This is a genomic window from Methylobacterium sp. 174MFSha1.1 (assembly GCF_900116815.1).
Classification (GTDB): Bacteria; Pseudomonadota; Alphaproteobacteria; order Rhizobiales; family Beijerinckiaceae; genus Methylobacterium.
On record NZ_FPCB01000039.1, the window covers coordinates 36,634 to 56,694 of the forward strand.

18 protein-coding genes and 1 tRNA gene are annotated in these 20,061 nt (G+C 71.3%); 15 read left to right on the forward strand and 4 right to left on the reverse strand.

The features are described 5' to 3' along the window. Nucleotides 1-251 precede the first annotated feature (251 nt). A complete protein-coding gene (locus tag BM430_RS27530) occupies nt 252-1,178 on the forward strand; it encodes an MBL fold metallo-hydrolase (protein WP_093570423.1) in 927 nt (308 codons plus the stop codon). A gap of 245 nt (nt 1,179-1,423) precedes the next feature. Here BM430_RS27530 and BM430_RS27535 read toward each other — a convergent pair whose 3' ends face one another. Next, a complete protein-coding gene (locus tag BM430_RS27535; RefSeq protein ID WP_093570424.1) occupies nt 1,424-2,203 on the reverse strand; it encodes a DUF1499 domain-containing protein in 780 nt (259 codons plus the stop codon). 249 nt (nt 2,204-2,452) lie between these two features. On the opposite strand from BM430_RS27535, the gene hisC reads away from it, so the two are divergent. The 4 genes from hisC to BM430_RS27555 all read left to right on the forward strand — a co-directional run bounded on the left by hisC (nt 2,453) and on the right by BM430_RS27555 (nt 6,588). Then, on the forward strand, nt 2,453-3,586 hold the full coding sequence (gene hisC / locus BM430_RS27540; protein WP_093570425.1) for a histidinol-phosphate transaminase: 1,134 nt from the start codon (nt 2,453-2,455) through the stop codon (nt 3,584-3,586). Then, complete coding sequence (locus BM430_RS27545) at nt 3,579-4,511, forward strand: prephenate/arogenate dehydrogenase family protein (protein WP_093570426.1); 933 nt, start codon at nt 3,579-3,581, stop codon at nt 4,509-4,511. The genes hisC and BM430_RS27545 overlap by 8 nt, the downstream gene beginning before the upstream one ends. Before the next feature lie 138 nt (nt 4,512-4,649). After that, nucleotides 4,650-5,849, forward strand: coding sequence for a patatin-like phospholipase family protein (locus tag BM430_RS27550; RefSeq protein WP_093570455.1), 1,200 nt, complete (start codon nt 4,650-4,652; stop codon nt 5,847-5,849). Nucleotides 5,850-5,859: 10 nt separating this feature from the next. Continuing rightward, entirely contained in the window at nt 5,860-6,588 is a 729-nt protein-coding gene (locus tag BM430_RS27555) for an SDR family oxidoreductase (RefSeq protein ID WP_093570427.1), read from the forward strand. A 237-nt stretch (nt 6,589-6,825) separates the two neighbouring features. Here BM430_RS27555 and BM430_RS27560 read toward each other — a convergent pair whose 3' ends face one another. Beyond that, the gene (locus tag BM430_RS27560) at nt 6,826-7,326 is read right to left on the reverse strand and encodes a cupin domain-containing protein (protein WP_093570428.1); all 501 of its coding nucleotides are present in this window, start codon (nt 7,324-7,326) and stop codon (nt 6,826-6,828) included. A gap of 292 nt (nt 7,327-7,618) precedes the next feature. On the opposite strand from BM430_RS27560, the gene BM430_RS27565 reads away from it, so the two are divergent. From BM430_RS27565 to BM430_RS27590, 6 genes are all read left to right on the forward strand, one after another. Next, nucleotides 7,619-8,191, forward strand: a complete 573-nt coding sequence (locus BM430_RS27565) for an SCO family protein (RefSeq protein WP_177303189.1) — start codon at nt 7,619-7,621, stop codon at nt 8,189-8,191. A 168-nt stretch (nt 8,192-8,359) separates the two neighbouring features. Further along, the gene (locus tag BM430_RS27570) at nt 8,360-8,941 is read left to right on the forward strand and encodes a QcrA and Rieske domain-containing protein (protein WP_143132143.1); all 582 of its coding nucleotides are present in this window, start codon (nt 8,360-8,362) and stop codon (nt 8,939-8,941) included. Between the two features lie 214 nt (nt 8,942-9,155). After that, nucleotides 9,156-10,979: a PQQ-dependent dehydrogenase, methanol/ethanol family gene (locus BM430_RS27575; RefSeq protein ID WP_093570431.1), complete on the forward strand. Its 1,824-nt coding sequence runs from the start codon at nt 9,156-9,158 to the stop codon at nt 10,977-10,979. After that, the gene (locus tag BM430_RS27580; protein WP_143132144.1) at nt 10,976-11,515 is read left to right on the forward strand and encodes a hypothetical protein; all 540 of its coding nucleotides are present in this window, start codon (nt 10,976-10,978) and stop codon (nt 11,513-11,515) included. Before BM430_RS27575 ends, BM430_RS27580 begins: the two co-directional genes overlap by 4 nt. 107 nt (nt 11,516-11,622) lie before the next feature. Beyond that, entirely contained in the window at nt 11,623-12,828 is a 1,206-nt protein-coding gene (locus BM430_RS27585) for an acyl-CoA dehydrogenase family protein (protein ID WP_093570433.1), read from the forward strand. An 88-nt stretch (nt 12,829-12,916) separates the two neighbouring features. Then, the gene (locus BM430_RS27590; RefSeq protein ID WP_093570434.1) at nt 12,917-13,894 is read left to right on the forward strand and encodes an alpha/beta hydrolase; all 978 of its coding nucleotides are present in this window, start codon (nt 12,917-12,919) and stop codon (nt 13,892-13,894) included. 23 nt (nt 13,895-13,917) lie between these two features. Here BM430_RS27590 and BM430_RS27595 read toward each other — a convergent pair whose 3' ends face one another. Both BM430_RS27595 and BM430_RS35375 read right to left on the reverse strand, forming a co-directional pair. Beyond that, on the reverse strand, nt 13,918-15,057 hold the full coding sequence (locus BM430_RS27595) for a hypothetical protein (protein WP_143132145.1): 1,140 nt from the start codon (nt 15,055-15,057) through the stop codon (nt 13,918-13,920). Nucleotides 15,058-15,835: 778 nt separating this feature from the next. After that, nucleotides 15,836-16,171 (reverse strand): hypothetical protein, encoded by a 336-nt coding sequence (locus BM430_RS35375; protein WP_244539685.1) that lies wholly within the window; start codon nt 16,169-16,171, stop codon nt 15,836-15,838. 204 nt (nt 16,172-16,375) lie between these two features. On the opposite strand from BM430_RS35375, the gene BM430_RS27605 reads away from it, so the two are divergent. The 4 genes from BM430_RS27605 to BM430_RS27625 all read left to right on the forward strand — a co-directional run bounded on the left by BM430_RS27605 (nt 16,376) and on the right by BM430_RS27625 (nt 19,838). Continuing rightward, nucleotides 16,376-16,467, forward strand: a tRNA-Ser gene (locus BM430_RS27605). Between the two features lie 581 nt (nt 16,468-17,048). Continuing rightward, nucleotides 17,049-18,347, forward strand: a complete 1,299-nt coding sequence (locus BM430_RS27615) for an MFS transporter (protein WP_093570437.1) — start codon at nt 17,049-17,051, stop codon at nt 18,345-18,347. Nucleotides 18,348-18,906: 559 nt separating this feature from the next. Next, nucleotides 18,907-19,080 carry a CsbD family protein gene (locus BM430_RS27620; protein ID WP_093570438.1) on the forward strand — a complete coding sequence of 58 codons (174 nt, stop codon included), beginning with the start codon at nt 18,907-18,909 and terminating at the stop codon, nt 19,078-19,080. A gap of 248 nt (nt 19,081-19,328) precedes the next feature. Continuing rightward, complete coding sequence (locus BM430_RS27625) at nt 19,329-19,838, forward strand: YidB family protein (RefSeq protein ID WP_093570439.1); 510 nt, start codon at nt 19,329-19,331, stop codon at nt 19,836-19,838. The last annotated feature ends 223 nt before the right edge of the window (nt 19,839-20,061 follow it).

A 20,061-nucleotide genomic window follows, 5' to 3' on the forward strand; every position in this document is an offset into this window, starting at 1 on the left:
GCGCCGAGGCCCCTGCCCGGCGCCCTCCCCGCATCGCCGTCCGCCAAGTCTCCCGCCATGTCGCCCGCGCTCGAGAATCGTCTGTTGCCCTACCGCGAAGTCGCGGCCGTCTTCGTGAGTTCCGGCCTGTTCTTCGCAGGCCTGCTGGCCTGGGCGTGGATGGCTACATGATGCGCGGGGCTCCGCCCCTCGACAGGGGGGAGCACGGCCGCTAACCCGGACGCGTCGTCGACGCCGCGGGAGGCCGTCCAATGAGCGAATCCGAGGCGCCCGACGCGGCGCCGTCCTTCCTGCGCGAGGCCCCGGCGAGCGGCCGGGTCGAGGCGGTGTCGCCGCTGATCCGGCGGCTGGTCTGCCCGAATGCCGGGCCCTTCACCCAGAGCGGCACCTGCACCTATCTCGTCGGGCACGGCCGCGTGGCGGTGATCGATCCCGGCCCGGACCATCCGGAGCACCGGGCGGCGCTGCTGGCCGCCCTCGACGGCGAAACGGTCGAGGCGATCCTCGTTACCCACACCCATCGCGACCACTCGCCCGGCGCCCGACCCCTCGCGATGGCCACCGGCGCGCCCATCGTCGGCTGCGGCCCGCACCGGCCGGCCCGCGCGGTGCGCGGGGCCGAGCAGGGCCGGCTCGACGCCGCGGGCGATGCCGACCACCGGCCGGACCGCGAGCTCGCCGAGGGCGACGCCGTCTCCGGCCCGGGCTGGACCCTGGCGGCGCTCGCCACCCCCGGCCACACCATGAACCACCTCGCCTTCTCGCTCTCCGAGGAGAATGCGCTGTTCTCGGGCGACCACGTCATGGCCTGGTCGACCAGCATCGTGGCGCCGCCGGACGGGTCGATGGGCGCCTACATGGCTTCCCTCGACAAGCTGCGGGGCCGGTCCGAGAGCGTGTACTGGCCCGGCCATGGCGGCCCGGTGCGCGACCCGCAGCGCTTCGTGCGCGGTCTCCTCAGCCACCGCCGCGCCCGCGAGACCGGCATCCTGGAGCGGCTGGCCACCGGCGAGCGCACGATCCCGGGCCTCGTCGCCGCGCTCTATTCCGGCCTCGACCCGAAGCTGCGCCCGGCCGCGGCGCTCTCGGTCTTCGCCCATCTGGAGGATCTGGTGGAGCGCGGGCGGGTGACGACGGACGGGTTGCCGGCGTTGGATGCCGAGTATCGGCCGGGGTGAGGGCCCGATGATCGGGCACGGGTTTCCCCTCCCCCTCTGCGGGGGAGGGTGCCCGGCGGAGCCGGGCGGGAGAGGGGAACCACGCTTCCGGAAGAGACTGAACCGTTGTGGGAGGCACCACCTGGATCAGCGTCGCGCTGCCCCTCTCCCGACCCCTGCTGACGCAGGGGCCACCCTCCCCCGCAGAGGGGGGAGGGTTGATCGCGCGCTTCAATGACGCAAACGAGGCTCCGAAAACCTCCCGCCTACTTCACCGCCAGCGCCAGATTCCCGATCTCGTCCAGATACGCCCGGATGTGATCCGCGTTCTGGCCGAAATCGCGGTCGCCGAAGCGGGTGGCGGCGCGCACGTCGATGCGGGTGCCGTCGGCGCGGGGATGGAGCCGCACCGTGACGTCGTAGGGCAGGCCGAGCAGGCGCGAGCGCACCACCGCCTCGATGCGGCCGTTCCCGGCCCGGCCGCCGGGCTTGTAGGATTCGACCACCTGCCACTTGCGGTTCTGCGCGGCCTTCAGGGCGAGGGCGAAGGCCTCGTCGGGGCCGAGATCGAGGGTCAGCGGGGCGATCTGCGGATAGGCCTCGCGCTGCAGCGCCCGGGCGGCGGGGTTGGAATCGCGCGGCAATCGTCCGCCCCGCGCCTCCCAGGCGGCGCGGGAGCGCGAGAAGGCCGGCGGATTCTCGATGTCGGTCGAGACGTCGGTGAGCGGCGGCAGCATCACGCCGCGGACCGCCATGGTGGCCGGATAGGCCAGGACCAGGACCGCGAGCAGCAGGCCGCCGACCGCGACGCCGAGGCCGCGCGCGCCCTCGCGCCAGATCCGCACGAAGGCCGCGACGGCGAGCAGCACCGCCAGGGCCGCGAGACCGACCCCGGAGCCAAGGGCCGCGAGCGCCGCCTCGGTCTCGGCCCGGGGATCGCGCACGAGCAGCAGAGCGAGGCCGACCACCGCCAGCGAGAGCCAGGCGAGGCGTAAGGACCAGGGCGCCGCCCGGGTGACGGGCTCCTCGACGATCAGGCGGCGCATGACACGGAAAGGCTCGGCTGCATGATCCGGCGGGCGTGCGGGTCGCGCCGGGACGGGCGACCGTGAAGCCCCGGTGTACCGCCCCGCGCCCGCTGACGCTAGCCGACGCTACCTGGGCCCTCCGGGTCGCACCGGCGAATCGGCGCCGTGTCGGGTGCAGGCCTCCCGCGCGATGCGCGCCGTTTCCCAAAGGCCGCGACTTGCTCTAGAGGGCGTGACGTTGTTCGACATCGACCCCAAGGTTCGCTCATGTCCGCCGCCGCCCTTCGCCCCGTCCCGCGCCCCGGTGTCCTCGAGATCGAGGCCTATGTCCCGGGCAAGAGCGCGGCGCCGGCCGGCGTGAAGCTGCACAAGCTGTCCTCGAACGAGACGCCGATGGGCCCGAGCCCGGCGGCGATCGCCGCGGCGCAGGACAGTGCGGCGCATCTAGAACTCTATCCCGACGGCGCCGCGACCAAGCTGCGCCAAGCCATCGCGCAGAAATACGGCCTCGACCCGGAGCGCATCGTCTGCGGTGCCGGCTCGGACGAGCTGCTGTCGCTGCTGACCTACGCCTATATGGGCCCGGGCGACGAGGGGCTGTACTCGCAATACGGCTTCCTCGTGTACCGCATCGCCATCCTGGCGGCGGGCGGTACGCCGGTGGTGGCGCCGGAGCGCGACCACACCACCGACGTCGACGCGCTGCTCGCGGCGGTGACGGACAAGACTCGCATCGTCTACCTCGCCAATCCCAACAACCCGACCGGCACCTACCTGCCCTTCGACGAGGTGCGGCGCCTGCACGCCGGCCTGCCGAAGACCACGCTGCTCGTCCTCGACGCGGCCTATGCCGAGTACGTCCGGCGCAACGACTACGCCGCCGGCCTCGAGCTGGTGGCCGAGTCCGAGAACGTCGTGATGACCCGCACCTTCTCGAAGGTGTACGGGCTCGCCGCGCTCCGCATCGGCTGGATGGTGGGGCCGGCCGCGATCGTGGACGCGGTCAACCGCATCCGCGGCCCGTTCAACCTCGGCTCCGCGGCGATCGCCGCCGGCGCCGCCGCGATGGCGGACGACGCCCACATCGCGAACGCCGTGGCCCACAACGATGCGTGGCTGCCGAAGGTCACGACGGCGCTCGAAGGGCTCGGACTCAGCGTGACGCCGAGCGTCGGCAACTTCGTGCTGATTCACTTCCCCGACGAGGCCGGCCGCTCGGCGGCCGACGCCGACGCCTACCTCACCGCCCGCGGCCTGATCCTGCGCCGGGTCGGCGCCTACGGCCTGCCGAACGCGTTGCGCATGACGATCGGCACCGCCGAGGCCAACGAGGCCGTGATCGCGGCGCTGACCGAGTTCGTGCAAGGCGGCGCTCCCCAGAAGGGCGCGGCGCGTGGCTGAGGCGTTCCGGCGCCTCGCCCTCGTCGGCCTCGGGCTGATCGGCTCCTCGATCGCCCGCGGCGCCCGGGCGTCGGGGCTCGCGGGCGAGATCGTCGCGGTCGACCGCGATGCGGGCGTGATCGAGCGGGTGCGCGCCCTCGGGCTCGCCGACGAGGCCACGACCGACCTCGCCTCCGGCGTGGCCGGGGCCGACCTCGTCATCCTGTGCGTGCCGGTCGGCGCCATCGGGGCGGTGGCCGCCGAGATCGCGGGATCGCTCGCACCCGGGGCGATCCTGTCCGATGTCGGGTCGGTCAAGGCCGCGGTGGTGGCGGCGGCCGAGCCGCACCTGCCGGCGGGCGTCAGCTTCGTGCCCGCCCATCCGGTCGCCGGCACCGAGCATTCGGGGCCGGATGCGGGCTTCGCCAGCCTCTTTCACGGCCGCTGGTGCATCCTGACCCCGCCGGAGGGCACGGACCCGGCGGCGGTCGCGCGGGTGCGGACGTTCTGGGAGGGCCTCGGCTCGGTCGTCGAGACGATGAGCCCGGCCCACCACGACCTCGTGCTGGCGATCACCAGCCACGTGCCGCACCTCATCGCCTACAACATCGTCGGCACCGCCGCCGACCTGGAGACCGTGACCCAGTCCGAGGTGATCAAGTTCTCGGCCGGCGGCTTTCGCGACTTCACCCGCATCGCCGCCTCCGACCCGACGATGTGGCGCGACATCTTCCTCACCAACAAGGAGGCGGTGCTGGAGATGCTGGGCCGGTTCAACGAGGACTTGGCGGCGCTCGCCCGCGCCATCCGCTGGGACGACGGCGAGGCCCTGCACGCCCTGTTCACCCGCACCCGGACGATCCGCCGCGGCATCGTCGCGATGGGCCAGGAGACCGCCGAGCCGGATTTCGGCCGCCGTGCCGGCGGGCCCAAAGCCGCCGAGTGAAGCCTGCAGAGTGACGACGGCGGAACCGTTCCGCCGCTCGAGCTTTGCCATAAGCGTTGCCGTTTCGCCGTCTTCGTCGGATACTCCCGGTCGGGGCGGATTCGTGTACTCCTTGGCAAAACTCGTGGTGTGATGATCGTGCGCAATCGATCGACCTGGATGCGCGGCCTCGCGGTGGCCCTGATCGGGGCGCAGGCGGCGGCCTGCGCGTCGCTGCCGCGCGCCCCCTACACGGCCGCCGAGGCCGCTACCGCCACGGTGCCGGGGCAGGCCCCCGACGTGCGCTTCTGGGCCGACGGGCCGGCCCGCAGCTTCGCGGCGGTCGCCGACCAGGTGAAATCCTCGCGCGAGCCGTTCAGCTACCTCGCCCTCTCGGGCGGCGGCGGCGACGGGGCCTACGGCGCCGGCGTGCTCAACGGCTGGAGCGAGACCGGCCGGCGGCCGAACTTCACCATGGTGTCGGGCGTCTCGACGGGCGCGCTGATCGCCCCCTTCGCATTCCTGGGGCCGGCCTATGACGGCTACCTGCGCGAGATCTACACCAGCGGCGAGGCCGCGACCCTGGTGCGCTCGCCCAACCCGCTCAACGTGCTGATCGGCGACGGGCTGTTCGGCGACGCGCGCCTGCGCGACCTCGTCGGGCGCTACGTCACGCCCGACCTGCTGGCGGCGGTGGCCGAGGAGCACCGCAAGGGCCGGCGCCTCCTCGTCGTCACCACCAACCTCGATTCGCAGCGCGCGGTGATCTGGGACATGGGCGCCATCGCGGCGAGCGGCCAGCCCAACGCGGCCGCCCTGTTCCGCGACGTGCTCACCGCCTCGGCCAGCGTGCCGGCGGTCTTCCCGCCGATGCTGATCGACGCCCAGGCCGGCAACCGCGCCTTCCAGGAGATGCATGTCGACGGCTCGGTGGTGACCCCGGTCTTCACCCTGCCCGAGGCCTTCCTGACCCAGGACGGGCGCATCGCCGCGAGCCGCGGGAAGCCCAACATCTACGTCGTCATCAACGGCCGCATCGAGCCGAGCTTCGACGTGGTGCAGAACGGCACCCTGCCGATCGCGGTGCGCTCGCTCTCGACCGTCGGGCGATCCCGCGCCCGGGCGACGCTCGCCAGCACCCAGGCCTTCGCCCGCCGCAACGGGATGGGCTTCAACCTGACCTATATCGACCGGCGCATCCCCGAGGTCCCGGCCTCGCAGGGGTTCGATACCGCCTACATGCGCCGCCTCTACGACGACGGCTACGAGAAGGGCCGCGCCAACACGGTCTGGCAGTCGGGCCTGCCGCGCGAAGGCGAGCCGGCGGTACCGGCGGTGCCGGCCCTGGCCCTGCGATAGGAGACGCGCCGTGGCGGGGGAACTCGACGGCAAGGTCGCGGCGGTCACCGGCGCGGCCTCGGGGATCGGCCTCGCCAGCGCCGAGGCGATGCTGGCGGCGGGCGCCCGGGTGGTGCTGGTCGACCGCGACGAGGCGGCGCTGACGACGCTGTGTGCGACGCATGGCGAGGCGGCGATCCCGTTGCCCCTCGACCTCCTCGATCCGGCGGCCTGCGCGGACCTGCTGCCGCGGATCCTGGCGGCGGCCGGCCGCCTCGACATCCTGCACGCCAATGCCGGGACTTACGTCGGCGGCGACCTCGTCGAGGCCGAATCGGCGGCGATCGACCGGATGCTCACCCTCAACGTCAACGTCGTGATGAAGAACGTCCACGACGTGCTGCCGCACATGATCGAGCGGGGCGTGGGCGACATCATCGTGACGAGCTCGCTCGCCGCGCATTACCCGACGCCGTGGGAACCGGTCTACGCCTCGTCGAAATGGGCGATCAACTGCTTCGTCCAGACGGTGCGGCGGCAGGTGTTCAAGCACGGGATCCGCGTCGGCGCGATCTCGCCCGGCCCCGTCGTCACGGCCTTGCTCGCCGACTGGCCGGCCGAGAAGCTGGCGGAGGCCCGCGCCTCCGGCAGCCTGCTCGAGCCCGCGGAGGTGGCGAACGTGGTGATGTTCATGCTGACGCGCCCGCGCGGCATGACCATCCGCGACGTCGTGATGCTGCCGACGAATTTCGATCTGTAGGGGTCGGGTCGGGCGGTTGTCCGGAGGCTCGCGCCGGTATCACACCTTCGACGTCATCCCGGGGCCGCGCAGCGGAACCCGGGATCCATAACCGCCGACGACGCAGGATGAGACGGAACGCTGGTCGCTCTATCCTGAAGCGTCGGCGGTTATGGATCCCGGGTTCTCGACTTCGTCGAGCCCCGGGATGACGCGAAGGGTGTCAGGATTGTCGCGCGACTGACTTGCCCGCCTCGCCTAGAACGCGGAGCAGACCCCCTCCTCCGCCGCCCCGTACCAGGTGAAGTGCTTCTTGATCGGCTCGATCACGTCCCAGGTGCCCGAAAAGCCCTTCGGCGTGACGAAGGCATCGCCGGCCCGGTAGGTGCGCGAGCCGCCCTCGGCATCGGTGACGGTCACCACGCCTTCGAGGATCTGGATGAACTCGTCGCGGTCGAAGTCGATGCGGAACTTGCCGACCCGGCAGGTCCAGATGCCGGCGGCGAACTGGCCGTCGGCGCTGCGGTAGAGGTAGGTCGCGGTCTGGGCCGGGTTGCCCGACAGGATCGTCGAGAAGGCCGGCAGGTAGGTGTCGGCCGGGGGCTGCAAAGCCGGAAAGTCGACCGTCTGCTGCAGCGGTCCATCGAGGAGCGCCGGCGGCTCGCGGCGCAGGAACGGCACCATCCGCAGCACCGGCATGACGCCCATATAGGCCAGTACCGGTCCGGCCGAGGTGATGAGCTGCTTGATGATAGCCATGACGTCCTCTCGAGGCGATGGTCGCCACTCGCCGCAACCCGTTCGCTGATGGGGACATACGAACCTCTCGCCCTTAACGGAGGGCTGCGGCGATGGCTCGAATGTGCGGCGATGCGTCGGCGCCCGTCGGGAAAGGTTAAGGGAACCTCGCCGCCGCTGTCGATCATCCAATAGGTGGCGGAACGGTGCACTGTCGTTCGTCAAAAGCCTGCGAGATACGGGGATGATCGCCGACTTCTGTTGGCGATTTGCGGTGGAGGCGCTTACATCGTCCAGCAGGGTGAGGGTGAAGATGGGTGCGGTCTCGTCACGGTTGCGGCGCTTCGGCCGGGGACTGGCACTGGCGGTCCTGCTGTGCGGCGCCGCAGCGTCCCACCCCTCCGCCGCCGGCTCCCTCGCTTGGCCCGCCGGACGCGGTCTCGTCGACCAGACCGGGACGGCCGTGGACGAGGCCCGCTTCACAGGCCGGTTGCGCCTGGTCTATTTCGGCTACACCCGCTGCCCCGACCTGTGCCCGACCGCCCTGATGACGGTGACGCAGGCCCTCGACGAATTGCCGCCGGCCCTCCTCGCCCGGCTGGCGCCGGTGCTGATCGCGGCCGATCCGGAGCGCGACGGCCCGGGCGTGCTGGCGTCCTACCTCGACACGTTCCACCCCGCCATCGTGGCGGTGACCGGTCCGGTCGCGGTCATCGACGGCCTCGCGGCGGCCTACGCCGCGCCGATCCGGCGCCACGACGGCGTCGTCGACCACCCGGTCGAGTTCTTCCTCGTCGGCCCGGCGGGGGTGCCGGTCGGCCGGATCCCGGTCACGGTCACGCCGGACGCGCTCGCCGGGATCCTGCGGCGCGCGCTCTCCCGGTGAACCAATCGGCGCGCTCGCGCTGCATCGCACAGCTTTTCTTCGCACCGCACCAAGCACAGGCAACATCAGGAACCCGTGATTCGGCACGAAGCGGGTTGACGCGACCGCTCGCTCGTCTACTCATATAGAAAATCATAAGAACAAAGAACGATTCCACCGGGAGGAACGATGGATCGCGGAGAACGGCGCGCGCAGAGGTCCGAGTCCGGACTCGACCGGCGCAGCGTGGTGATGGGGGCCGTCGCCTGCTGCGCGGCGGCGGGCACCGCCTGGGCGGGGCCCGAGGATCTGCTGCCGCAGAAGGGCGACCGGCTGGTGATCGGCGACGGCGCCAAGGCCGGCCAGCCCGTGACGCTCGACGGCCTGCCCGTCGGCGGCGACCTCGTCGAGGCGGTGGCGGTCGATGCTCAGGGCAACAAGCGCGAGGGCTCGCGCTTCGCCAAGATCATCCTGGTGCGGGTCGCGCCCGACCAGGTCGCCGAGGACCAGCGCGCCCACGCGGTCGAGGGCGTGCTCGCGCTCTCGGCCATCTGCACCCATCAGGGCTGCACCATCTCGGGCTGGAACCACGAATCGAAGCGCCTGAGCTGCTTCTGTCACCATTCCGAGTTCCTGCCCGCCGAAGGCGGCCGGGTGGCCAAGGGGCCGGCGCGCAAGCGCCTGCCGGTGCTGCCGCTGGCCAAGGGCGAGGGCGGCACGCTGATGGTGGCCGGCGGCTTCACGTCCAAGCCGGGGCCGGGCCCCGCCTGAGCGGAACGGGACGGCGTTCGCGCGCCGCCCCGCGCCGGAAACGGCAGCGCTGCCGCGCTGTCCGCGAGGATGCAGGGCGGCGCCGTCGCGCCGCCTTGCGACAAGGGACCGAGAGCCGCGCAGCAACGACGCGGATCCGGACGACGAAACCATCAGGGTTTTCGGGAAACGCCGGGCCGGCCCTCGCGCCGGCTCCTTGGTTGAGGAGAGCAGCATGTCACGTCTCGTTCGCGCCAGGGGCTGGCTCGCCGCGGTCGCGCCCTGTGCGGTAGCCCTCGCGCTGTCCGCCGCTCCGGTCCAGGCCGGGTCCGCCGACAGCAAGCAGGCCGCCGAGGGCAAGGTCGACTACAAGCCGGTCACCGACCAGCGCCTCGCCAATCCCGAGCCCGAGAACTGGCTGCAATACCGCGGCAACTACCAGAGCTGGGGCTACTCCCCCCTTGACCAGATCACCGCGAAGAACGTCACCAAGCTCGTCCCGGCCTGGAGCCTGTCGACCGGCGTGAGCGAGGGCCACCAGGCCCCGCCGATCGTCAACAACGGCGTGATGTTCGTCACCACACCGCAGGCCCAGGTGATGGCGATCAACGCCCGCACCGGCGAGATCCTGTGGCGCTACCAGAAGGAACTGCCGCCGGAGCTGTCGCAGCTCCACCCGACCAATCGCGGCGTCGGGCTCTACGGCGACAACGTCTACATGACCACCACCGATTCCTGCGTGGTCGCGCTGGGTGCGGCCACCGGCAAGGTGAAGTGGGAGAAGTGCGTCGCCCCCTGGCAGGACGGCTACTACATGACGCTCTCGCCGCTGGTGGCGAAGGGCAAGGTCGTGGTCGGCGTCTCCGGCGGCGAGTACGGCGTGCGCGGCTTCATCACGGCGCTCGACGCCGAGACCGGTAACGAGGCCTGGAAGACCTACACGGTGGCCGGCCCCGGCGATCCGGCGGCCGATACCTGGAAGGGCGACGCCTGGAAGACCGGCGGCGGCTCGGTCTGGATCCAGGGCAGCTACGATCCGGCCGCCAACCTCGCCTATTTCGGCACCGGCAACGGCGGCCCGTGGACGCCGGACTCCCGGCCGGGCGACAACCTCTACACCTCGTCCGTCGTCGCCCTCGATCTCGACAGCGGCAAGATCAAGGGCCACCACCAGTACCACTGGAACGACGCCTGGGACTGGGACGAGGTCTCGGCGCCGGTGCTGATCGACATCGAGCGCGACGGCAAGAAGATCCCCGCCGCGATCCATGCCGGCCGCAACGGCTACCTCTGGACGCTGGAGCGCAGCAAGGACGGGCCGCTGAGCTTCGTCGACGGCAAGCCGTTCGTCTACCAGAACGTCTTCTCGTCCCTCGACCCGAAGACCGGCCGTCCCACTTACGACCAGTCCAAGATCCCGGGCATCAACCGCCGCGCCGCCTTCTGCCCCGGCCTGTGGGGCGGCAAGGACTGGCCGCCAGAGGCCTACAACCCGAAGACCGGGCTGTTCTACATCCCCAGCAACGACAACCTGTGCTCGGAGCTGGCCGGGGCCCAGGCCGGCACGCGCAAGCCCGGTGAGCTCTATATCGGCATCCCGATCGACGAGGTGCTGAACTCCCTGCGCCTGCGCGACGGCGTCGACAAGTCGAAGCCCTTCGCCATCGGGGCGATCCAGGCCTGGGATCCGAAGACCGGCAAGAAGGCCTGGCAGCACGACTTCCAGGATTCGGCGAATTGGGGGCCGCTGCTCACCACCGGCAGCGGGCTGATCTTCGCCGGCGGCACCAGCGACCGCAAGTTCCGGGCGCTCGACGGCACCACCGGCAAGGTGCTGTGGGAGACGCGGCTGAATTCCGGCGTCACCGGCGTGCCGTCGAGCTACATGATCGACGGGATCCAGTACGTCGCGGTCCAGGCCGGCTGGGGCGTCGATGCCGAGCGCATGCTCACCGGCATCAACGCGCTCATCCCCGAGGAGCGCCGGGTCAGCGTCCTGCCCCAGGGCGGCGTGATCTGGGTGTTCCGGGTCATGGGCGAGGAGGCGGCGGCCAAGTGACTCCTCGTCGAGTGATCGGCAGCCGTTCGATGATGAAGCCGGGGCTGCGTCTCGCCGCCCTGGCGCTCGCCGGCCTCCTCGCGGGGCCGGCGGGCGCGCAGAGCCCGCAACCGGGCTCGCAGGAGGGTGCGGCCGCCGCCAGCGCGGCACCCTTGCCCTCGCAACCCGACGCCCTCGTCGCCTACGTGACGCAGGCCATCCGCGACCACGACGTCGCCGCCTTCGAGCGGCTGGTGAACTGGACCGGCACCCGGGCGCAGCGCAAGCGCCTGACGCTGTACCAGATCCGCTCCGGCTTCGGCCGGCCGATCAAGGCGGCGTCCCTGGAGCCGATGCCGGAGGACGGCCTCGCCGAGGCCACCGCCCGCGGCACCCTCAAGGCCAACATGCCGATCACCGACCGGCTGCGGGTGGTGTTCGACGAACCGCCGGTCGAGGGCGACGCCGCCCCCACCAGCGTGTTCCTGATCGGCCGCGAGGCCGGCGCCTATCGCATCGCACTCTTGGTCCCGACCGGGCCGCCAAAGGGCAAGTGAGCGCGGCGGGCGGGCGCGGCGACGCGACGACCGGTCCGCGCTTGACCGCGGGCTCCGGGTGGCGCAAGCGTTTGGAATTATAATTCCACCGCCCGGAGGATTCGGTCATGGACTTCACGCTCTCCCCGCGCATCGAGGAGTTCCGCGCCCGCATCGCGGCCTTCGTCGAGACCGAGATCCTGCCCGTCGAGGCCGACCGCACCACCTGGGACGAGCACGAGAATATCGGTCCCGAGGCGCTTTCCGCGTTGCGCGCCAAGGCGAAGGCGGCCGGCCTGTGGTGCCTGCAGCTCAAGCCCGAGACCGGCGGCCAGGGCCTCGACAAGGTCGGGATGGCGGCCTGCTACACCGAGATGAACCGCTCGATCTTCGGGCCCGTCGTGTTCAACTCCGCCGCCCCCGACGACGGCAACATGATGGTGCTGGAGGCGCTGGGCACGCCGGAGCAGAAGGCGCGCTGGCTGGAGCCGATCGTGTCGGGTGCGGTGCGCTCGGCCTTCGCGATGACCGAGCCGCATCCCGGCGGCGGCTCCGACCCGTCGATGATCCGGACCCGCGCCGAGCGCCAGCCCGACGGCTCCTGGCGGATCTCGGGCCGCAAGTGGTACATCACCGGCGCCGAGGACGCGGCCCACTTCATCCTGATCGCCCGCACCTCGGACGATCCGCGCTACGGGCTCACCGCCTTCCTGTTCCATCGCGATCAGCCGGGCTGGGAGATCGTTCGCCGCATCCCGATCATGGGACCGGAGGAGCATGGCGGCCATTGCGAGCTCGCCTTCGACGGGCTCACGATCAAGCCCGAGGACGTTCTCGGCGGCGAGGGCAAGGGCCTGAAGGTGACGCAGGTCCGTCTCGGCCCGGCCCGCCTCACCCACTGCATGCGCTGGCTCGGGCTCGCCGGCCGCTGCGTCGAGATCGCGCAGGAGTATGCGGTGAAGCGCGAGGGCTTCGGCGTCCGGCTCGCCGACCGCGAGAGCGTGCAGCTGATGCTCGGCGGCCTCGCCATGGACATCGAGATCGGCCGCCTCCTGGTGATGCGCGCCGCCTGGGAGCTCGACCAGGGCCGCTTCGCCCGGAAAGAAGTCTCGATGGCGAAGGTCCACGTCGCCAACACCCTGCACCGGGCGGCGGATATCGGCATCCAGATCAACGGCGCCCGCGGCTATTCCAAGGACACGGTGCTGGAGTGGATCTACCGCTACGCCCGCCAAGCCCGCCTGGTCGACGGCGCCGACGAGGTCCACCGCATGGTGCTGAACCGCCACCTCGAATCGGAGGGCCGCGGCTTCTTCGCCTGGCCGACCGCCTAAGGCGTGCGAGCCAGACCCCGGACAGCCAGAACCAGACCGGCGGAGACCTGCTAAGGCTCTCCGTCCCGAGACCTCGCTCGAGCCGCCCATGCCCGCCCTCCACCCCGACGTCCAGGCCCTGCTGGCGATGCTGCGCGCCGCCAACGCGCAACCCCTCGAGGCGCTGCCGCCCGAGGCGGCACGGCGCGGCTACCTGGCCGGGCGCCGCGCCCTTCAGCCGCCGCCGGACCCGGTCGCCGAGATCCGCGATCTCGCCGCCCCCTCCCCCGCCGGGCCGGTGCCGCTGCGGCTCTATCGCGGCGAGAGCACGGTGCCGGGCACGCCCCTACCCTGCCTCCTCTACCTGCATGGCGGCGGCTGGGTGCTCGGCAACATCGAATCGCACGACTGGGTCTGCCGGCGCCTCGCCAACCTGACGCAGGCCTGCGTGATCGCGGTCGATTATCGGCTGGCCCCCGAGCATCCGTTCCCGGCCGCGGTCGAGGATGCGGCGGCGGCTCTGACCTTCGTGGCCGAGCGGGCGGAGGGATTGGGCGTCGATCCCGACCGTCTCGCGGTCGGCGGCGACAGCGCCGGCGGCAATCTCGCGGCGGTGCTCGCCCTGATGGGCCGCGACGGCATCCTGCCGCGGACGGCGATGCAGGTGCTGCTCTATCCGTCCGTCGATCTCGGCCTGACCAGCGAGGGCTTCGAGCGCATCACCGAGGGCCAGCCCCTGACCGCCGGCACGATGCGCTACTTCGTCGACCACTACGCCCCCGACCCGCGCGACCGCACCGACTGGCGCGCCTCCCCGGCCCGCGCCGCGAGCCTTGCCGGCACGGCGCCCGCCCTGGTGCTGACCTGCGGCCACGACCCGCTCTGCGAGGAGGGCCGCCTCTACGCCCACCGTCTCGAGCGCGAGGGCGTGCCGGTCACGGCGCTGCATCTCTCCGACCAGACCCACGGCATCCTGACGATGAGCCGCGTGGTGCGCACCTCCGCGACGGTGCTCGCCTTCGTGGCCGAGGCCCTGCGGGAGCGCTGGAGCCTGGGTGGGCCAGAGGGCGGGCGCGGCGGACGGTAGCGCCCGCTCACGGTAGCGCCCGCTCACTGCCCCTTGTAGCTCTTCACCGCGGCGCTCACCGCCGCCGGCTTCGCCGGTGCCGTTCTCTCCGACGCAGTCTTCTCCGTGCCGGTCTTCTCCGGGGCGGATGTCTCCGGCGCAGCCTTTGCCGCCTGCGGCGCCGGCCGGGCGGCCTTGGCGGGAGGAGCGGCCTCGGCGCGGAGGGCGGGCTTGGTATCCGTCGCGGGCTTTGCTTCGACGGCGGGCTTGGACTCCGTGGCGGGCTTGGCCACCGACGCATCCTTCCACGGCTGAGCCGCGACGGCGCGGGGATCGGGCTTCGCGTCGGGCGCCGGCTTCGTGGCGGCGGTCGCCCCGCCCGGAGCGGCCGGCAGCGTGCCGTCGCGGGCATCGTGCGCGGCCTTGCCCTCGGGCGTCCCCGGCCCCTGCGCGTCCCGGTGGCCGGCTCCGTGAGGTCCCGCGGGATGCGCCGGGCCGGCCTGGCCGGAATGCGGGTGTTTGTGTGGGTGTGGGTGTTCGGCCCTGTCGCGTCCTACCGGGCCGTGTTCCACCTTGCCGCGCTTCATCTCGCTCCGCTTCGCCTTGCCCCGCTCCGCCTGGCCGGGGCCCGTCACCGCGACCTCGCCCGGGCCCTGCGGCCGGGGCTTCCCGTCGGCATCCGCCGTCGGCGCGAGGTCGGGAACGCCGAGCGCGGGCGGCGCGTCGGAGATTGTCCGCGGCAGCGTGCCCATGGGGACGGCAGCGGTCGCGACGGCGCTCGTCCCCGCCCGTACCGTATCGGCGGCGTAGCTCTGGACCGCCCGCTGCACGTCGCCGGACGCGGCCCCGTGCACCAGGTCCCGCACCACCTGCCCGGGCTTGAGCGGAAGAACGCGGAGCGCGGCGGCATCGAGCCCGTCCAGCACGGCCGCCACCGTTCTGCCGGCAGCCTTCGCGGCCGTCCGCCCGCTCGCATCGACCGGGACGGCCCTGGACGAACCGGTCCGGCCCGCGGCAACCTCGCGATCCCCCGACGAGACGGCGCGCGACGACGCAAGTCCCAATATCTGGCTGGCGAGTTCGAAGCGAGACAGAAGATCAGGCTTGGCCTTACCAGTCGCAGCCACGCCCTGCGGGCGGTTGGTCGATGCGTGAACTGTGCTTCCTGTCGCCGAAACTTGCATCTTGCTCTCCTGTGCTGGAGGCGAGCATCGGCTCCGAGGTGTTTCGAAGTCCAAGCCGAAATCCGTAAAATTCGACGCAATCAGGAATTTCCGGAAGCACAGATCTGATTTGGTTGACGCAATCTGAGTCTTCGATCGTATAGACCAATATATAAATCGACCTAATCCAGTGTGTTCGCCTAAGATTGATTTATATTTCCACGCCTAGATCTAACCGTTATCATGATATCATCGACAGTCTTCGCCGCACGCGGCGGGTCCGTGGTTGGTGTCGTCGTAGAAATGAACAGAAATGAAGCGCTGCGACGCACCCGGCTGCCTACGCGGCCGAGCTTTCGCACGAGGTCGCGAAGGCCGGGAATGATGTGATATGATTCCTATCTCGGATCTCTGCGGAATGCCGGGCGCGGCGGGAATGAGGGCCGCGCCGGTCCGCCGCCGGCGGGGTCCAGCACGCCGCGGCGGCCGCGCCGAGCCATCGTTCGCGCCGCAGAGCTGGAACGGGGTCGATCCGGATCGCGATCGACCAACCCGCACGAAGCGCCGTCGCCGGGGACAGGTTTCGTCGCCCGGCTCACCTTGCGCGTCGCGCATCGGAACGCACGCCGGGCGCGCCAAGTCGCGGCGGAAGGCGGCGCACAGCCTCGACCGCTCACACAATCTCTCGCGAAGACGCTCCGACGAATGACGGGCGACGAGAGCAGGCCGCCAGACCGCCTCGGCGGTCCATCGGCTGCCGGGCTATCGCGACGGGCCTAGGCCGCTCGGTGCGGCGGGCTCAGGCCCCGCCGCGGGCCGAGCGCCTGGGCGTACCGGCGGACTTCCGGCGCGGTTTGGCGGGTCTCTCGGCCGGGCCTTCGGCGGCGATGTCGTCCGCGGGCTCCGGCGCCGCCTCAGGCGCGCGCACCGTCTCGGGGCCTCTCGCCTCGCGGGTGATCATCTCCACCATGCTCTGCGGCAAGCGGACGAAATGACCGGTGCCGTGTCCGGAGCGGTCGAGGATCTCGGCGAAGACGGGCTTGTGCGGCTCGTGCCCGGCCTCGCCCAGCGCGCAGGGGCGGCGCGGCAGGGCGCTCAGCTTCGCGGCGAGTTCCTTCGGCACCAGTGCGTTCACGCCTCACCCTCCCGTCTGCCGGACAGGCCGGAGATGTAGGACCGGTAGGGTTAACGATCGGCTGCCAAGGCGCCGCCCGCGCCGAGCGGGACGACACCGGGGAGGCCGTCGCCGACCGGCACGGGACGGGCTGCGCGCCCCGCCCTCGATCACGACGAAACCGGTTGACCGCGCCCCGCCGATTCCCTAGAGCGTTGACCCACAGGAGACGTGGCCGAGCGGCTGAAGGCACTCGTTTGCTAAATGAGCAAGCCCCGAAAGGGGCTTCGAGGGTTCGAATCCCTCCGTCTCCGCCATTATAAGACATTGAAATCATTGAGATTTCTGCCAAGCGGCAGAGTCTGGGCGGCACGATGCCCGTCACAGCCCGGACCCCGGTCCAGGCTCCGGCTCGGTGTGCCCCTGTACGTCGTCAGGCGCGGCGAGCGTTGGTGGTTTCGTAAGGCCATTCCCGTAGACCTCGTGGACGTGCTCGGCATCGCCGCGGTCCGCGGGTGGTTGGGCATCCGAGAGGCGCGCTGGAGGTGCTGGTCAGGGTCGAGGAGGGCTACGCCGTCCTGTGGCCCGAGCGCCCCGTGCGTCCGGCGCGCGACGGGACGGCTTCGGCCATTTTGCCTTGCACAGTCTGCTGGCCGGCGAATTCGTGGCCGGGGCGGAGCGTCGGCCGGAGCCGGGCGAGATCTCGATCGGGGATACGCCCCATCCGCATCGATCGCGCAGGGAAGGTGCGCACCTCGACACGGTACCGCTCGCGCGGGAGCACGTGCCGGCCGCGCTGGGCTCCGTCGATCAAATCCACGGCGCGTTCATTTTCCTTGCATCGGTCGCGACGACGCTGACGTGGTTCCCGTCATGGCAACCCTTTCCGCCCGTACCCATGATGACGCCGTCCGGCTCCGGGCCTGAACGGTCCGGCTCCGTCTCCCTCACGCTCCTGCTCGCCGGCATCCAGCTGCTCGCCTTCTGCGAGCGGTTCCTTCTCACCGTGGTGGCGCACCCGCTCAAGCTCGATCTCGGCCTGACCGATGCGCAGCTCGGAATCCTCCAGGGCTCGGCGTTCGTCCTGCTGCACGCCCTGAGCCTGCCGGTCTGGGGGCGGGCCGCCGATCGCGGGCGTCAGCCCGCGATGCTCGCCACGGGCATCGTCGTGTGGAGCGCGGCCGCCATCATATGTGGGCTCGGGGAGTCGTTCCTGGTGCTGGTGCTGGCGCGCATGCTGCTCGGGCTCGGGCAGGCGGCCGTCGCGCCCGCCGCGCTGTCGCTGCTGGCCTACCGCCTGCCGCCCGGCCGCCTCGGACGCGGCGTGTCCTGGCTGACGGCCAGCGCGAGCCTGGGGCGCAGCCTCGCGCTGCTCGCCGGCGGAGGCGTCCTGGCGTTGCTGACCGCCGCCGGGGGCCTGTACCTGCCGGGCCTCGGCCACCTGCCGCCGTGGCGCGCCCTCCTCGTCCTCGCCTGCCTGCCCAACATCCTCGCCGTCGCGGCCGCCCTGCGCATCGCCGCACCGCCGGCCCGAGGGAGCGCGGCGCGGAGCAGGAGCGGCCGGGCCTGGGCCTGGATCCGCCGTCGTCGCAGGCCCTATCTCGTGCTCTTCGGGGCCGCGGCCTGCGCGGTCCTCGTCACGCAGACGCTCGCCGCCTGGGCGCCGATCTTCTACGTGCGCGCGCACGGCCTGACGCCGGCCGAGAGCGGCGTGCATCTCGGATTGCTCGTGCTCTTCGTCGCACCGCTCGGCCATCTCGCGGGCGGCCGCCTCATCGACCGCGGGCGCGCTGCCGGCAGACGGGCCGGCGCCGGGCGGACGCTCGCCGCCGGCCTGCTCCTCGTGCCGCCCTGCACCGCGGTGATGACCCTGTCCGACGACCTCCGGCTCTCCCTCGCCGGCTTCGCCGCCCTGGCGGCGGCGCTCGGCCTGACGAGCCCGGCGGCACTGGCCGGCCTGCAGTTCCTGACGCCCGCCTCCATGCGCGGGTTCGTGAGTGCGATGTTCATCGCCGGGGTGACGTTGGTCGCGCTCGGCCTGGGGCCGGTGCTGGTCGGCCTCCTCAACGACCACGTGTTCGGACAGGAGGCCGTCGGCTCGGCCCTGCTGGCGGTGTTCGTCGCGGTGGCGCTCATCGGGGTGGTCCTCGCCTCGACCCTGGACGGGGTCGTCCGGGCCGGGCGGGCGCGACCGTGAGCCGACGGTTGACCGACATCGTCTGCGCGCGGGCCGGCGGAGAGCCCCTGGCCTTCGGCGAGATCTCGGTCGCCGGGGCACCGCATCGTCGTCGGCGGTTCCAAGCCCACCTTCTGACGGTGCCGGTCGACCGGGATCGGGCATTCCCCACCGATCAGGGGCAATCCCGGATCGGTCCGATGGACGGGCTGAACGCCCGTCTTCGGTCGAGCGCCCCCCTGTCAATGATACGGTCATACCAGACCGGCGCCATAAATTTTCGGAACCCGCTGGTGCGCGACTTGTTTGTGGATCACTGCCGGTAGGGCAGCGACGAGACGAGAGGGCGAATTGCGCGGCGATCGCTCGTCTTAACGCTGCGTCAATGGCCGACGTACTCGGTCGACCCGGAGCACGGCGGGCGACCGCAGTTCCGGACCGACTGCGAGAGTGGCGGGCCCGATCGTCATCTCGGCCAAATATGCCGTCCGCACTACTAGTATAAACCGATCATTGAATGCTATTGGCGGGGTATCATCTCCCATACGGTTATGGATTTACTGATCGCAGAGGAGAACCCATGACCGAAGACCGGAATTCGACGGCCGCCGATCATCTCAAGGGTTCGGTCAAGGAGGCTCTGGGCAAGCTCACCGGGGATGTCCGGATCGAGGCCGAGGGACGGCGCCAGAAGCAGGAATCGACCTCGCCGAAGGCGGGGCGATCCGGATCGCCGGAGCGGGAGCGCGGCTGACGCCACGCGTCGGCGACCGCCCGAACACGCTCTTCCGACGGGACAGGCCGGGATCGCGAGAGACAGCGGTCTGGCCGGCTCGTCGACAGTCTCAAGTCTTCGACGGACCAGGGATCGTCGGCAGACCGAAGATCGGGTCGCGAACACCATCGGTGAGGTTACGTCCGTTTCCCGCGCCGATGCGGGAAGCAGTCACCTGCCCCAACGCACCGCTTCACCCTGAACGGTTCACACGGAGAGGACACGACATGAGCAACGGATATCCCTCGATGACCGCCCTGCTGGGACTGCTCGCGGTGGCGGGCTACCAGAACCGGGACAAGATCGCCGAGTGGCTCGGCAACCCCGCCCGGGACGCCCACGGCACGGTCGTGCCGCCGATCGCCCGGACCTCCCCCGTGACGGGCGCGGCGACGCCGGGCAGCCTGATGCCCGGCAACGCGATGCCGAGCGGCTTGGAGCGCGTGCTCGGCGGCGTCGGCTCGGCCGGGGTCGGCGGGCTGATCGCCAGCGGGCTGTCCGAACTGGTCGAGCACTTCACCAAGGGCGGCCACGGCGAGGCGGCGAATTCCTGGGTGAGCCAGGGTGCCAACCGGGACATCGCCGAGGCGGATCTGGAGCGCGCCATCGGCCCGCTAACGCTCGATCACCTCACCCACCAGACCGGTCTCAGCCGCGCCGAGATCCTCGCGCGCCTGTCGCGCGAGCTGCCCTCGGCCATCGACCGGTACGCGACCGACGGCCGCCGCTTCGCCTGAGGCCCGGCAACGCTTCGCCTGAGGCCCGGCAACGCAAAGCCGCGGCCCGCCATCCCCGCATGGCGGGCCACCAGAGCATTGTCCGACGAAGCGGACACCGGTTCGTCGCAGAAAATACGGCAAAATCAAAGATTTGGAGAGCTTCGCGATTGCCCTGCGATCGTGAGGCGCTCCAGCCGTCGCGGTCCGGTGCCGCCGTCCTCCGTCGCGCAACCAGGGGAAC